Annotated in this window: 14 protein-coding genes; 8 read left to right on the forward strand and 6 right to left on the reverse strand. The window is 42.9% G+C overall.

Annotation, left to right across the window (positions count from 1 at the left end; all coding sequences use genetic code 11):
- Nucleotides 1-417 precede the first annotated feature (417 nt).
- The gene (locus tag V5G28_RS17520; RefSeq protein WP_332989184.1) at nt 418-1,785 is read left to right on the forward strand and encodes a pentapeptide repeat-containing protein; all 1,368 of its coding nucleotides are present in this window, start codon (nt 418-420) and stop codon (nt 1,783-1,785) included.
- Nucleotides 1,786-1,831: 46 nt separating this feature from the next.
- On the opposite strand, the gene V5G28_RS17525 is transcribed toward V5G28_RS17520, so the two are convergent.
- Nucleotides 1,832-3,643: a sigma-70 family RNA polymerase sigma factor gene (locus V5G28_RS17525; RefSeq protein WP_332989186.1), complete on the reverse strand. Its 1,812-nt coding sequence runs from the start codon at nt 3,641-3,643 to the stop codon at nt 1,832-1,834.
- A gap of 158 nt (nt 3,644-3,801) precedes the next feature.
- Entirely contained in the window at nt 3,802-4,647 is an 846-nt protein-coding gene (locus V5G28_RS17530; protein WP_332989189.1) for a DUF3598 family protein, read from the reverse strand.
- 297 nt (nt 4,648-4,944) lie between these two features.
- On the opposite strand from V5G28_RS17530, the gene V5G28_RS17535 reads away from it, so the two are divergent.
- The 7 genes from V5G28_RS17535 (at nt 4,945) to V5G28_RS17565 (ending at nt 11,053) form a co-directional block, all read left to right on the forward strand.
- Nucleotides 4,945-5,898 (forward strand): polyphosphate kinase 2 family protein, encoded by a 954-nt coding sequence (locus V5G28_RS17535; RefSeq protein ID WP_336231097.1) that lies wholly within the window; start codon nt 4,945-4,947, stop codon nt 5,896-5,898.
- Between the two features lie 227 nt (nt 5,899-6,125).
- On the forward strand, nt 6,126-6,689 hold the full coding sequence (def, locus tag V5G28_RS17540; RefSeq protein ID WP_332989192.1) for a peptide deformylase: 564 nt from the start codon (nt 6,126-6,128) through the stop codon (nt 6,687-6,689).
- A 12-nt stretch (nt 6,690-6,701) separates the two neighbouring features.
- Nucleotides 6,702-6,908, forward strand: coding sequence for a hypothetical protein (locus V5G28_RS17545; protein ID WP_073634512.1), 207 nt, complete (start codon nt 6,702-6,704; stop codon nt 6,906-6,908).
- A 228-nt stretch (nt 6,909-7,136) separates the two neighbouring features.
- The gene (locus V5G28_RS17550; protein ID WP_332989194.1) at nt 7,137-7,310 is read left to right on the forward strand and encodes a hypothetical protein; all 174 of its coding nucleotides are present in this window, start codon (nt 7,137-7,139) and stop codon (nt 7,308-7,310) included.
- A gap of 239 nt (nt 7,311-7,549) precedes the next feature.
- Entirely contained in the window at nt 7,550-7,768 is a 219-nt protein-coding gene (locus tag V5G28_RS17555) for a hypothetical protein (protein WP_332989196.1), read from the forward strand.
- A gap of 360 nt (nt 7,769-8,128) precedes the next feature.
- Complete coding sequence (locus tag V5G28_RS17560; RefSeq protein ID WP_332989198.1) at nt 8,129-8,971, forward strand: cyanophycinase; 843 nt, start codon at nt 8,129-8,131, stop codon at nt 8,969-8,971.
- 411 nt (nt 8,972-9,382) lie between these two features.
- On the forward strand, nt 9,383-11,053 hold the full coding sequence (locus V5G28_RS17565) for an alpha-amylase family glycosyl hydrolase (RefSeq protein WP_332989200.1): 1,671 nt from the start codon (nt 9,383-9,385) through the stop codon (nt 11,051-11,053).
- 92 nt (nt 11,054-11,145) lie between these two features.
- On the opposite strand, the gene V5G28_RS17570 is transcribed toward V5G28_RS17565, so the two are convergent.
- From V5G28_RS17570 to V5G28_RS17585, 4 genes are all read right to left on the reverse strand, one after another.
- Entirely contained in the window at nt 11,146-11,433 is a 288-nt protein-coding gene (locus V5G28_RS17570) for a Mo-dependent nitrogenase C-terminal domain-containing protein (RefSeq protein ID WP_332989202.1), read from the reverse strand.
- A 75-nt stretch (nt 11,434-11,508) separates the two neighbouring features.
- Entirely contained in the window at nt 11,509-11,958 is a 450-nt protein-coding gene (locus V5G28_RS17575; protein WP_332989205.1) for a hypothetical protein, read from the reverse strand.
- Nucleotides 11,959-12,159: 201 nt separating this feature from the next.
- Nucleotides 12,160-12,537, reverse strand: a complete 378-nt coding sequence (locus V5G28_RS17580; protein ID WP_332989206.1) for a response regulator — start codon at nt 12,535-12,537, stop codon at nt 12,160-12,162.
- Nucleotides 12,527-15,754 carry a response regulator gene (locus V5G28_RS17585; protein WP_332989208.1) on the reverse strand — a complete coding sequence of 1,076 codons (3,228 nt, stop codon included), beginning with the start codon at nt 15,752-15,754 and terminating at the stop codon, nt 12,527-12,529. The genes V5G28_RS17580 and V5G28_RS17585 overlap by 11 nt, the downstream gene beginning before the upstream one ends.
- Nucleotides 15,755-15,839: the final 85 nt, after the last annotated feature.

A 15,839-nucleotide genomic window follows, 5' to 3' on the forward strand; every position in this document is an offset into this window, starting at 1 on the left:
TGGCAAAATGCCCAACCAAACATGCGTTCTTAACATCAAAAACGAGTATTCAAGTTGGGCATTTTGCCAAGGTTGACCAACTTTGAGTAATTTTAATGAAACCCCCAAACCTAACCCCCCAACCCCCCTTCCCTACAAGGGAAGTGGGGAAGATTTAAAGCCTCTCTCAGTAATAAAAGCTGCTCCTCTTCCCAAACCTCTTAGGGGAGGGTTAGGGAGAGGTGGACAGAGGAATGGAAGCGAGGTCTTGTGATGTGGTTCATTTACCTAAAAACCGCTGTAAGCTAGCCGCAGTTCTGACAACTTCTTCAGGTGTCAACTAAAATATTAAGGCACTTGACAGATATCTAAAGCTGCCAAAAACTGATATTCTACAACTTGTAGTTAAAAGTACCCCCAATTTTGTTGTAATTGAACGTGGCTCAAAACTACCGCCGTGCTAAGCTCAGAGGCAAATCCTTCAAAGGGCAAGACTTAACAGGTGCAGATTTCTCCTATTGCGATATCCGAGGTACTGACTTCACAGATGCCATCCTTAGAGGAGCAAACTTCAGCCATGCGAGAGCGGGACTACAACGCCGTTGGGCAATTACCATACTAATATCTGCATTACTGCTGTCAGCAGTATCAGGATTGCTATCGGCTGTCGGTGGCTCTCTGTTAGGATTCATTGTAGTAAATGGCAACCGTGAAAATATCTATGTTGCTGTCATCAGCTGCATAGTATTGTTACTCTTTTTTCTCATCACTATGCGTCGAGGCGTGGCTGCAGCCTGTGGATTTTTGGCAGTGGCAGTTGTATGTGCTGGGGTTGCAGCAGTAGTATGGGCAGGAGTCGTGGCAGTAGCATGGGTTGGCACAGGCACCCAGACACGGGTCATGGAATTGTCAGCGATTGTGACAGTAGTTATCATAGGGGCTGTAGCAGTGATAGTGGCTGCAACAGGGCTAGTAGTCATAGCCGGGGCTGCGGTAGTGGCAGGGGCTATAGCTGGATTATTTGTAGTAGCAGTGACAGTAGCAATGGCAGGGGCGGTAGCCGGAGCAGTGGTTGTCGCAGGGGCAAAGGTAGGTGGTGTAACAGCAGGAGCACCGTCAGTGATAGTAGCAGTATTAACATTAATCCTGTCTGCTGAGGTTAGTTGCCGTGCTTTATTTGAAGATGAGAAGCAAAGCTGGGTTCGCAATATTGCTTTTGGCTTAGTAACAAGACGCGGAACCAGTTTTCAAGGAAGCGATTTGACAGATGCCGACTTTACGCAGGCAAGGCTGAAAAACACCTATTTCATCAAATCTATCCTGACACGTACCTGTTGGTTTCAGGCGAAAAAGCTGAATTTTGCTGACATTAGGACAACGTATCTTGAAGATGAAAAAATACGAGAATTGCTGATTACAAAAGACTTGCAGAACAAAAATTTCGATGGCTGGAACTTGCAAGGTATCAATTTGCAGGGAGCGAATATCAGAGATGCTAGCTTGATTGCAGCTAGGCTGAATGAATCTAACTTGCAAAATGCGGATATTTCCAGAGCTAACCTGACAAAAGCGCAATTAGACAGAACTGATTTTAGAGGTGCAATTCTTACAGGCGCATATATTGGAGATTGGGGTATAACTCCGGAGACTAAACTAGATGGAGTTCAGTGTGAGTACATCTTCATGTATGTACCCACAAAAGACAATCCTAATCCCTATCGCGTACCAGCGAATTGGGAAGAGACATTTAAAGACGGTGAATTTACTCAATTTATTAACCCATCGTCAAATGTATCAAAAATTTGATATTCCTCCTTGTTTAATCTCCCGCTGATCGGTTAAAAGGTAGGTATTACTCTTTTGCCCCGAATTGTTTCAACAAGGTCATAGCCGCATCCTGGCAGAAATGATTTGCCCACCCTAGGGGCGTGCCGCCATGAACGCTGTCTAAAAGCGTTAGGTCAGCGCCATGCTCCACTAAAAGTCGAATCATATCCACATAACCTTTCATTGCGGCAAGGTGTAACGGCGTTATCTCCAAACTTTCAGTGTCCTTAGCATTAACTTCGGCACCATGCTCCAGCAGAGCAACAGCCACTTGAGCATGACCGTAAAGAGCCGCCATATGCAAAGGTGTGAGATTGGTGACAAAATCGCCAAACAAATGCCTGGTTCTGATGTTGGCATCTGTGTACTCTAGAAGCATTTTTGTCCCTTCGACAAGACCTTGTTGAACTGTGTAATGTAGCAGCAACTGATTTTGCCCTCCTGGCTGCACTTGGGTGGGGTCGGCATCAAGAATGGCTCTGGCTTGCTGCCATTGTGCTGATACAATTGCCGCAGACAAATCGACTTTGGCTCCTCGTTCGGTTAGCAGCTTTGCAACTTTTTCGTTCTTGGCATGAATAGCAAGGCATAAAGCAGTCATACCCCAGGCAGTTCGGGCATGAATATCAGCCCCGCAGTCCAAGAGCAGTTGCACCATATCAAGCAGGTTTTCGACCACTGCGAAGTGCAGTGGCTGCCATTCGTTGTGAGCAAAACCAAGCCTTTGGGAAAGTAAATTTGGGTTTGCTTTCACCATACACCGGACTTCATCGACTTTTTGCAGGGCAATCGCCGAAAATATATCCAGAGAAGCTCCTTGTGCCAGAAGATACTCTGACACCTGAGAGTACTGCTCACCAGGAATCGATTGGTCTTTTGTAAAGCACTTGACGACTGTTGCCCAACCTAGTGGGCTGAGGTTGTACCAGCCGTCAATTGCATTTAAGTCAGCGCCGTTTTCAACTAGCAGTTGCGATACGTCCAGATATCCACCCGTTGCCGCCCAGTGTAGGGGCGTGCTATTGCTGCCATTGTCTTCTTTAGCATTAACATCTGCAAAAGCGGCGATTAAGAACCGGACAACCTCTAAATGCCCCCGATGGGCGGCGAAATGCAAAGGCGTACTCTTGATTTCTCTACTCTTGATGTTCGCCAATCTTGGCTCTTGTTGGAGCAGAAACTCCACTTTTGTGCTGTCGCCGCTAACAGATGCGTCGAGTATCTCTATCACTTGAGCAGTAAATGTTTCGTTTTTGGAGGGGCGCTTTTCATGCAAATTATCTGACACCATATCAATCATCCTTTGTTTTAGTCGGCTACGTGCAGAATGCAGGCGGTTTTTGATTGTCGATACTGGTATATCTAGGAATGTGCTGATTTCTTTTTGTGAATAACCACTGATATAGAAGAGTGTGATCACGATGCGTTCGCTTTCTGGCAGTGCCTGGATAGCCTGGTGCACTTTGTCTTTCACCTCTCGCTGTTGAGCGATTTGGGCTGGTTCGGGATGAATTGAGGGCAATTGAGCTGTATCTTCCAATGGCACGATTGAGACGCGCTTCCCCCGTGTTAGGCGATCGCAATGCTTGAAGATAATTTTTTTTAACCAGCCAGGAAAGGCAGCGGCTGAGCGGAGTTTTTCTAGGTTTAAATACGCATCAATAAATGCTTCCTGTGCCGCATCTTCTGCTAACTGAAAACTACCCACAATTGAGTAGCCGTATCCGACTGCCATATCCTGAAAGTTCCGGACAATCTTGCTGTAGGCGTTGAGGTTTCCTGCTTGAGATTGAACGACCAGTGTTGTTAGCTCTTCTATGCTCAGCTTGTTATTCATCTTGGACTTATGGTTCCCTATTCATAAGTCCCAACTTGTCTAAGTTTGGTTTAGTAGTTACGAAGCGGTACTTTCTGCTGATCTAATATCTTACTTGTAGCGGCGAGATGACTACAAACGATGTCATGTTCGTGTATTCCTTATGATTTCTACAAACTTCAGCTGGAACAAGGAACTCGGCGTTCTGTTACCAACGTCACGCTCACCCACTCGCCTTTGTCGCTGTAGCTGCGAATCATCCGTTGGCGCAAGTCGGGTTGGATAAGCCAACCTACCTCAAGAAAAAGTGGTTGACGTAATTGTAGTTTTAGTGGAGAAGTGGCAGAAGCGCCATCGGGTAGGAGTAATACTTGTATTTGCTTGTGCGGATCTTCGTCGAAGTGGATAATAGAGTCTTTAACAGTCGCGGTTGAAGTAATCGTGCGTAGATGCGTAGCGTCGTGTCGTGAGACATCGCCAAAGGTTAAGCTTTGCCTTAGTCGCCCAGACTCATTAAGTTCTAATTGCATTTTGGTAGGGTAACTCTGGGAAGAACGCCAATCTGGATATATTGTGACTGCTTCACCCTGCCATTCTCCCAGAAGATCATCTACTTTCAAAGGTGGACGTTGTTCTGGTTGAGTTCCGGCAAGATGTTCTCGAATGAGGGTGAGTTTGTCTAGCTGGAGGTTTTTGTCAAACAACTGAACGAGGCGTAAGCGGCGATTTTCGTGAATTAACCCAAGTTCTGCCCCAAATTCAGAAAATGGTCCTAGCTGGATCGAACCTTGCGAAAACGCCCCATTTTCAAAAAAAAGTACACCTCGTCCTAAAGAAGAGTATTCTAAAACCTTTTCACTTCCCCCCAGACTTATAGTCTGGCGGATTGTTTGGTTGTTGTTCAACCCTTCTAAAGAAACTATGCTGGGAATATCTTCCAGAATTTCACCTTGAGGCGAGAGGCGGGTGAATGAACCTTGCCATTCACCGAGATTTTTCAGCAAAGCATCCCATTGAGAGTGCATATTTATAATTCTTATATTATTAGGAAGAATTATAAATGATAAAGAGTAACAATTATTATCATTTTTTACCTTCTGGCACGCCACTTTTAATAAATTGTGGTTCATTAAGTTTAAACGGGCGATCGCCCTGCATAGCAATCCGTTACGCGCGATCGCCACGTACTAAGCTTCATATAAAGTCCTACAATATGTCTCCTACAACAGTTAATTTGGTTGACCATTGATAGAGGTAGTGTTCACTCAATTTTCTTAAGTTAAGAAACAATACTACAAAATTCTTTTCATAAGGAAATTGCTATGAATACACCAAGCAATCTACCAGACAACATTTTGAGTGCAAAACAGCGTGGCTCTGAAGCTTTGCACGCAGCAGCAAAAGCGACAACCGAAGTGGCATCAGAAATGGCTCCAGAGAAAATTGTAGTATCCCCGCCACCAAAACCAAACTATGCCCGCTATCGAGTTCGACCAGAACAGCCAATTGTTTTAGCTGCTATTGATCCGAACACCTCTGAAGGCTACAAAAACAAAAAAGACGCTGAAGATGAACTTGAACACCAGCGCCAGCGCCTTCAGAATTTGCAAGAACGGTTGTATGCCGAACATAATCGCAGCTTATTGATTGTGCTACAAGCAATGGACACAGGTGGTAAAGATGGCACAATCAAACACGTTTTTGGCGGATTGAACCCCCAAGGTTGCCAAGTGTGGTCTTTCAAAAAGCCAAGTGATGAGGAGTCAAGTCATGACTTTCTCTGGCGTTACCATCAGCGGACACCGCAACGCGGGATGATTTCTATCTTCAACCGCTCCCACTATGAAGATGTGTTGATTGTTAGGGTGAAGCAGTTAGTACCCCAGGAGGTTTGGCAGGAGCGCTATCACGTGATTAATGAGTTCGAGCATATGCTAACTCTTAACAATATCAGAGTGATTAAGTTTTTTCTCCACATTTCTAAAGATGAACAAAAACGACGCTTGGAAAGTCGGCTAAAAGACCCAAATAAGCACTGGAAGTTTTCTAGCAATGACATCAAAGAGCGTCAGTTTTGGGATGATTACCAAGCAGCGTTTCAAGATGCAATTAATAATTGCTCAACTGCATATGCTCCCTGGTATGTGGTGCCAGCTAATAAAAAGTGGTATCGTAATCTCGTTGTTGCTCGTACAATTGCCGATACGCTGGAGTCAATGAACCCACAATACCCGCCAGCGGAGGTGGGCTTAGAAAATATTGTGGTTCCAGATTGAGCTTGAACCTCTCTATCAATACCGCAAAGCCCCTTAAGGGCGAGGTGAAACAGTCGAGGTGATAAAGTTTGCACTCTCGATGAACTGGGATAACATAACATCGGTAGGTGTAGGTGTCGCATCCCTTGATGGTGGGTTTTACCGAATCGAACTGGGGGGCTGAAATTGTTAAGATTAAAGAACTTACACTATATAAGACCAAGCCTAAAAGAGCGAGTTACAGCATCATGCCTATAGAAATCGCCGTTGAAAAGAAAAAGTTAAAAAATCCACCATTAGAACTTCATTACTTAGGCGATCGCGTCCTCCGTCAAGCAGCTAAGCGCGTGTCTAAAGTCGATGAGGAACTTCGTCAAGTGGTACGTGAAATGTTGCAAACCATGTACAGTAAGGATGGCATTGGTTTGGCTGCACCCCAAGTGGGAATTCACAAACAGCTCATTGTCATTGACTGCGAACCAGATAACCCAGCTAACCCACCACTGGTGTTGATTAACCCGAGTATCAAGCAGGCTAGTCGCGAAATTTGTGTGGCGCAGGAAGGATGTTTGAGCATCCCAGGAGTCTACATGGATGTCAAGCGCCCGCAAGTTGTAGAAATTTCTTACAAAGACGAGTATGGGCGTCCCCGGACATTAAAAGCTGGAGATTTGCTCGGACGCTGTATTCAACACGAGATGGATCACCTCAATGGTGTGGTATTTGTAGATCGTGTAGATAATTCTTTGGCTTTGGCACAAGAGCTATCTAAGCATGGCTTTTCACATCAAGCTGTAAAACCAGTAGCATAGGGTGGTCAGGTAGTGAATACAGTTACTCCAAAAAGCGGTTTATTTCTGGCTGGTTCTTGTATCACAGCTATAGCAGCTGTAGGTTCAATTTTTGAACTCGCTTCTGGACAACCGGACTTGGGTACTCAAACAACTGCAATTATTCTGGCATTAAGCATTCCACTGACAGGATTATTTTTCGTTGCTGCAGTTAGGGATGCTAGAGCTAATATTAAATAAGCATCAGGTGTAGAGTAAGGAAAAGGAAAAAGGAAAAAGGAAAACTAAATCATTTGACTTTTTACCTTTTACCTTTTGCCTTTTACTTATTGATCATTGTTTTATTGCAATTCCTGCTAAAAATTCTGAAAAATTGAATCAAGTACAAGTTTGACATCTCCCACAGCTTGACTTTGTTATTCAACGTTTATCAGATCTGGATGGGAATTAGCTAACCAATTTGGTTAGATGATTTTTGGATATTTTTTACACAGCGATTCTCATCCGGATAAAGTACAGCTACTCTGCCGGAAGCCCTACGGGGAGTCTGCGTCAAAGTCGGTTCCTTTATACCAGGGTACCTGTCCACCGGACTGGCTCACCGCCTTTCAGGCGTCTACATCTGCTACAGCGATCGCCTAAGGCTGCGGTTTCTTAATTGTTTGATGTATTGAACCCAATTAAAAACCGCTATAGTCTTTACCTCAGCCCGCAATGTTTTTTCTTTAGAAGCCCTTTAAAGTAAATAGGTTACCTACCTTTAGAATTATTTATTTGGTTAAGAAATATTAATTAGGTAAAATCTGTCAAAAGGTTGAGGTAACTCATTGAACACTCGCAGAACAATACAAAGGACAAATTAATTCAACAACAAGGCAGTCATGATGCTTACTGTTGGCGATTGTGCAATTCACCAAAAAACAGGCGAATCTGGTGTAGTGATTGGTTACGGTCATGAACTAGTGAATAACGCTTACCAAACGACCCTCAAAGTACTAGTTTCCAACCAGAATGAGACGAATCAAACCAGTTCGATAAAAGAAGATTTGTATTCAAAGTGGCTTAAGAGTAATGGTAATGGACAAAGAGTGGATAACTAACACTCTTTTTGTTTAGTTTCAAAAATTAGTCAAGACAACAAAGCCTCTAGAGAAGTTTTCTAGAGGCTTGTCAATTGCAAAAGCTGCGCTTAAGACCAATAACGAAGTAGATACAAGCTTTATGCAATTCAAAGTCAAAGACTCTTAACTGTTGTGACTTTTGACTTTTTATTTGTTTTAACTTGCGGTGATCACAGAGTTGTTATTTCTATTCTTTTTTATATAGTACTCTTTAGCGGCTGAACACTACCTACTACATAATACATATTTATTTTTTGTATTTTACTCTACCAAATGGGAGTTTTTATAGCTTGAATTATCATGTTTTATAGAAATAAATAACTCGTATGAAGAGGCTCTATGGTAGACAGTGAAATTAAACGACAATTGGTCATTATTGGGGGAGCGGAAGATAAGGAGGGGGATTGCCAAATTCTTCGCGAGTTCGTTCGCCGTGCTGGGGGTACGAAAGCCAGGATTGCCATTATGACAGCGGCGACAGAACTGCCAAGAGAAGTCGGAGAGAATTATATTAGAGTATTTGAGCGGCTAGGAGCCGAGGATGTTCGTATACTTGACACCGAAAGCCGAGAAGATGCGTCTTCGTCTACAGCGTTAGAAGCGATTAATAAAGCCACTGGTGTATTTTTTACTGGAGGAGACCAAGCCCGGATCACCAGCGTCCTTAAGGACACTGAAATTGATAAAGCTATTCACAAACGCTGCTCTGAAGGCATAGTTGTGGGAGGGACAAGCGCGGGAGCCGCTGTGATGCCAGATGTCATGATTGTGGAAGGCGACTCAGAGACAAACCCTCGGATGGAAATTGTGGACATGGGTCCCGGTTTAGGTTTCCTACCAGGGGTTGTCATTGATCAGCATTTCTCGCAACGCGGACGGTTGGGACGCTTAATTGCAGCTTTGGCACAGCAGCCTGCTGTTTTAGGATTTGGCATTGACGAGAACACGGCGATCGTTGTGACTGATAGCCAGTTTGAAGTGATTGGGGAAGGCTCTGTTACAGTTGTCGATGATTCAGAGGTTATACACAGCAATGTTGACGAAATCCTGAAGGATGAGGCTTTGGCAGTTTGCGGAGCAAGGCTTCATATTTTGCCACATGGATATAAATTTGACCTGAAAACCCGCAAGCCTATCCTAGAGAATCGGACTGTAACAACTGCCGCTGCACCAGCTGCTTAAAAAAATACTTATCTTTTCATAAATGCATTGAAATAGCAATCGTAAATCATTTGTGAACAACAAGATTCCCGACTTCTTTAAGAAGTCGGGAATCTGAGCTTTTCGATTTATGCGCTGAGTCCTTTGGATACGCACTCGCGGAGGCGCTGCGGCACGCTACTTTGTTTGAACGCGCAGGCACTTTCACACAAATGTGCTGAGGATTGCTAAATAAAGTGGGAATTAGAGAATGCTATTTCCCACTTTTTTCTCACTTTTTACTTCTTTCCTGCCATCCAATTGTCGAAAAATGTAGGGTGTATTTTCAATAAAAAATAAATATAACTCAAGAAAGAAGATTTATTGATATGTATATTACAAAATATTTACATTTCCTGTCATTGACTTGATTCAATTTATTAAGCAGTTGAAATGGCAAGTTTAATTGAATTTAATTTGTTTGCTCCTCGTAATCAAGGAGCTGCTTTAATTGGGTCTTTTTTGGAGTGGAAAGAGATACCAATGGAAAAAGCAGAGGATGGTTATTTTCGCACTCAAGTAGAATTAGAAGATGGTGTCTATCAATATAAGTTCCGTGTTCAAACTAAAAGTCCAAATTTTGAACCGGATCAATGGGTAGATCTTATCGACCCCTATGCAACAGACGTTGATGAAGAGCGAAAAGTCGGTATAGTAAGAATTAAAGACGGCAAAAAAATTGTTGATACTTATGTTTGGCAGCACGACGATACGCCGTTACCAGAAAATCATGAATTAGTCATATACGAAATGCACGTTGCTGATTTTACTGGTGGCGAAGTTGTCTCTTACAAACGTGGAAAATATGTAGATGCAATTGAAAAGTTAGATTATCTCAAAGAATTGGGAATCAATGCAATTGAATTGATGCCAGTAAATGAGTATCCTGGCGATTATAGTTGGGGCTACAAAGTTCGTCATTACTTCGCTACAGAATCCAGCTACGGCTCAACAGAAGATTTAAAGCGATTTATAGACGAGTGCCATGCTAGGGGTATTCGCGTTTTTGTTGATGGAATTTATAACCATACTGATGAAGAATGCCCGTTAATGCTAATTGACAGGAATTACTGGTATTACGAACATATGCATTATCCGGAAGACCCTAATAATTACTGGGGTCCCGAGTTTAACTATGATAACTATGACGAAAAATTAGACGTTAAGCCTGCATGGAAATACGTTGGTGATGTAGTCCGGTTTTGGGTTCAGGAGTATCACATTGACGGAATTCGCTTTGATGCAGTGCGCCAATTAGCTAACAATGAATTCCTAAACTGGCTTGCAACTCAAGCGAAAAAGAATACTGCACCTAAACCGTTTTATAACATTGCTGAACACATTCCTGATACTAGTACCATTACTACTCCAGAAGGACCGCTAGATGCTTGTTGGCATGAAAGTTTTCGCTATTTTGTAATTCCACATATTTGCGGTGAAAAGTTTGAGCCTGAAAAGCTTAAGGAGGTTTTAGATCCAAGGCGACAGGGTTATGCGGCTAGTATAAATGTAGTAAATTACTTGGCAACTCACGATCGCGAACATCTTTTGAGAGAATTGGGCGAACGCGGTATCTTTGACGAGGATGCCTTTAGACGAGCCAAGTTAGGAGCAGTACTCTTGATCACGGCAATGGGTATACCGATGCTGTGGATGGGGGAAGAATTTGGGGAACACAAACGCAAAAGTGAAACTGTAACTCAGCCCAAAAAGATTGCATGGCCTTTGTTGGAGAAAGACCAAAATCGCGATTTATTTGAGTACTATAAAAAACTTATTGTTTTACGCAAACATAATCCCGCTTTGCAAAGTGATAACATTGAGTTTTTCCATGAGGATGTAGACGCCAAAGTGCTGGCATATGTTCGTTGGAATGAAGAAGGTTCTCGTGTTGTCGTCTTGGCAAATTTCTCAGACCAAAACCTTAGTGGATATCACGTTCCTGAGTTTCCCAGTGCTGGCAGATGGCACGAGTGGACAGGTAATTATGACGTGGAAGCTGGGGAAGATGGCATTATGATTGATATAGAACCATACCAAGCGAAAGTATGTGTTTGGCGGTAGGAAAAGTTTTTTATTTTTCTTATGGGTTTCTTGTTTTGTAGTGTGGGCGTCTTGCCTGCACTATTTCTAGTGTATTTATGTCTATATATTTATCAACAATAAACCGTAACATCCTCACCACATTCATCTGCAAGATAAACTAAAGACTTGAAGCGAAGCATAACCAATTGTTCGTAGAAAGGATTTAGCTTACACAACGGAGGAATGTACACAATGGTCTGATTAAAGAGTTTAATCTTGCGCTCAAAAGGACATTGAGACGGAATCAGCTTGCATAATAGTTGAGCGGCTTTGTAGTTACGAACTTCCAAAGACTCAAGCCATTGGCGTAGGAATTGCAAAGGGTTTATTCCGAGATTGAGCAAATTTCTCAGTTGCATAAGAGAGCTTTTCCAATATTGAAGAATAATTTTTGATTTTGTGCAATATCTTTGTGTTTTAACTCTTGTCCTAAATTAGTAAAAAGCTACCTGTTCTTTCACTTGAATAAGTTCTTCAAGTAAAAGCAAATTTTGATGAGAAAGACTTTGGATTAATGCAACTTTAGCATTTTCATTAATTAGTAGTGTACCGTGAGTAGTAGCGCTAAAATCTTGACCTAAAACGAAACCTTGGCTAATTAATTGTTGTATAGCAAGCATAACAAAATACTCTTTTAATGAAATGCACGCTTCATGCTCAGGTAAATTTTGCCAAATCCATTGGCAAGTTTCAGGAGCAGACTCAGCTAGCTGAAACATTGCCGCATTCATGACATTGGTTGTGTATTTTAAACCTAGTATCATTATTAATGTCTGTTCACAAATTTCTACTAATGCTTTATCTCTAAACTTTGAAATATAGGCGAACAAACCGACAGCAGAATAAAATTCGTGATATTCTTGTTCAAAATCTTGTTCGTACATGAATATTGTCCCTTCTCTAGAAATGTTTTATTCCCTTAAGAATTCTGCAATAATTCACTACCAAAGGTAATTTCAGTCAATTGACCGTAGTAGTTTATTTATTGCAGTTGGTGATTTTCCAAACCGGAGTCACCTGATATTTCTAAAGTTAAAGTCTAAAAATGAAGAACCTGTGGAGAAGGGAGAAATTTTTTCCAATGCCTAATGCCAGCCCAAAGCTTCTGCCAACTGGTCAGTTAAAGTCATGGGGTCGAAAGGTTTGGCAATCAGCCCCGTCACGCCAAGTTCAGCAAATCGGCGTTGCTCACTAGATTGAACTTTAGCTGTCATTAAAATCACGGGGATGTTTTGGGTAGCAGGATTTGCTTGTAGTTTTTGGAAAGTCGCAATACCATCCATCTCTGGCATCATCACGTCTAGAACGATCGCATCAGGTTTTTCAGCTTCAGCTAACTGCAACCCTTTTAAGCCTGATTCAGCAGTAAAGACTTGCCAACCACCTACAGCTTCTAAGGTCAGTTGGGCGACTTCTCGGATATCTTCTTCATCATCAATGATAAGAACACGTTTAGCTATCACTACTGTTGCCTCCCTTGTGGGCTGAAATAATCCGGTTAAGCAGAGTCATGACACGCTGTTCAAATTCATCTGCCGTGACACGACCTTTGGTCAAAAATAAAGTCTGTCCTAGTTTTAGTCGTTCCCGATCTAACTGGTTTAGGTCTTTAGCACAATACACAACCATAGGCACTGAACATAAACGCCTATGGTGTCGCAACCAATCTACTATTGCATAACCATCAACCTCTGGCAGTTCTAAGTCCAACACCAACAAGTCAGGGAGAAGACGCTGGCTCAGGTGCAAGGCTTCTCGTCCTGTCTTGGCATGATAAGTTTCTATGCGATAACGTTCAAATACCGCAATCAACACCTGTGCCAAGTCTAAATCATCTTCTACGATTAAAACTTTAATACTCTGGCTGTGTTCTCCTGCGAGCGCTCGTTCCAAAGCCTGAAACAACAACCCTTCGTCCGGCGGTTTAACAATCCAGTCGTTCACTTCTGGATGAAGAGCTACTGTAGCATCCGGCATCAAACTACTAAGAATAATCACCGGAATATCTTTAGTTTGCGGCTGTTGCTTCAAAACTGCTAGAGTTTCCCAACCATGCATACCAGGCATCATCAGGTTAAGTAAAATGACATCAGGCTGTAGTTGTTGTGCCACTTGTACTGCCTCTTCCCCCGAAGCGACAGTAGTTACTTGGTAGTCACGTTCTTCTAGCATCGTCTGCATGATACGAACTGAATACTCATCATCGCAGACTAACACCAATGGATAATTAGAGTCAGATTCAGTGAGTGGGATAATAGGCTTTTCGTGTTGTTCTTGCTGTATAGGCAGCGAAATGTAGAAAGTACTACCACCCTCTGGGTTGCTTTCTGCCCAAATGCGTCCGCCATGATTTTGCACAATACTGCGACAGATTGCAAGCCCTAAGCCAGTACCGCCTTTCTTACGTGCGTCAGAGGCATCAACCTGCTGAAAACGTCCAAATATGGTTTCGAGTTTATCAGCCGGAATACCTCTTCCTTGGTCTTTGACTTGGAACAGTATGTAGGGCTGCGAGGATGGAGAAGCTGTCTCACCGTGTCCCCGTGTCTCTGTGTCCTGACAAACTTCAGCACTGAGCCAAATAGTACTACCTGGAGGTGAAAATTTAATAGCGTTGCTGAGCAAGTTGGTGAAAGTTTGGATAATCCGGTCGGGATCTGCCCAAAGCTGAACTGATACAGGACAAACAGACAAAGTTACCTCTGCTTTGTCTGCCATAGAACGCATTTCATCTACTGACTGAAGCATTAAGCTAGCAGCATCACAAGTTTGTTTCGTCATTGTGACCTTGCCTGACTCAATGCGTTCAATATCCAGGATGTCGTTAATTAATCGGATTAAACGGTCAGTATTATTGACTGCAATTTCCAGCATCCGTTGAGCCTTTTCGGGTTGGGTCTGCAGTACACCACTAGACATCAAACCCAAGGAACCCCGAATGGAAGTCAAAGGAGTCCGCAATTCGTGGCTGACGATGGAGACAAATTCATCTTTAAGCCTTTCTATTTCGCGGCGATCGCTAATATCTTTCATGAATTGGTAATGACCGATGTAATTCTGCTGTATGTCATGGGCTTTGACCATAACCACTTGCATATCAAATACCGAGCCATCTTGACGCACACCTCTGGCTTCTACTTCTGCCCTACCGTCATTAAGCATTTTTTGATGTGCTACCATCACTTTTTCCCGGTCTTCTGGATAAACAGTGAGTTGTCCCTGCAGACCCACCATCTCCTCTGGTTGATAGCTCATTATTCTGGCATACGCCTGATTGACATAAATGTAATGTCCTTGCTTATCCAAGCGGGAGACGCCTTCCACTGCACTTTCTAAAGCAGAACCTAGGTTACCCAGTTCTGTTTCTGCTTTTTTGCGATCGCTGATATCAAAAACTGTAGTCCGACTCATCACAAACTGACCTACCTCATCCTTGATGGCAGTTGCACTTAAAAGCACGGGTAAAATGGTGCTATCCTTGCGAATCATATGAAATTCCACGTCATTCATCCAACCACGCTCCTGGAAAATGGGGAAGCATTTTTGGAAAGTTGCGATGCTAGATTCCGTCAACAACTCAGAAAACTTTTTCTTTCCAATCAATTCGTCGCGTGTATAACCCAACCACTTGAGTTCGGTATCATTTATGCCAATGAAGATACCTTCGATGTCTACAGAGTGATAGCCACAAGGTGCATTATCATACAAGTCTTTAAGCTCTGCTGCATACCTCTGTAATGCTGCTTCTGCTTGCTGGCGTTCGGTGATTTCATGAGCTAATTCCTGATTCATTGCCCTCGCCTGTTGAGCATAGCGTCTGGACTTCTGGTTTAGGTACACGAACGATGCCAAAAGCACGGCGGTTAGCAAGCCTGAACCTAGGACTACATCGGCAAGAGGGGAACGTTGCTGAGCTAGCAATGCCGCTGTTGGCGAAACGCGAACACTCCATGTGACACCATCAATTTTGATTTCTGAGTTGTGTGTCCATCGAGTTTGCCTCTGGCTGTTGATAGCTTCTTGATGACTGGCGTAGATTTGTTCGCTACCATCAAAAATAGCGACATTATATTTCTGCGTTAGATTCTTGTCTAATATAGTGTCTAACAATAACTGTGTGCGAAAAACGCTGATTACAAATCCATTAAAGTCATTGTCTGAAAACAGAGGTATACACACTAAAAATCCTTTGCCTCCTTGAGGAAAAGTGACTGTACGTGTTACTGTCATCTTCCGGGTTTCTTTGGCTTTGTCTAAAGCAGTCCGACGACGCTTCTCAAAAGTCAAGTTGAGATTTTTTATGACTTCATTTCCTGCTAAAGGAACAATCCAACGTACATAATATGATTCGTCTACCCATTCAATTGCTTGAAAACCTGGAAAATCTTGAAAAAAGTTGAAAGCATCTGCTTCCCACTCTGCTTGAGGAGTTCCACCTCGTCTCTCCCACCGCTTAGCCATGCGAACCAATGCCTGTGTACGAATTTCAAGCGGGGCTGTGATTTGATAACTAACACTAGCTGCTGCTAATTCAACGTTTCTGTTGATATCAACGTCTTCTTGAAAGAGTAACTCCCGCCAAAATACCAGAGTCACAATGAAAACGCTGATGCCTGTAAGTACAGGCGTGAATAGCCTTTGCCGAAGCTTTGTTTGAGTTGTACTTGTGTCTGCTTGCATGGTTAGATGAAAGCCCTATGCATGATTTTTGGGATTGGAAGACAGGCTTTGACAATTCAAAAAAGAATTTTGAATTTTTCTCCAC

It is taken from the genome of Scytonema sp. PRP1, from assembly GCF_036697665.2.
In the GTDB taxonomy this organism is placed as follows: Bacteria; Cyanobacteriota; Cyanobacteriia; order Cyanobacteriales; family Nostocaceae; genus Kalymmatonema; species Kalymmatonema gypsitolerans.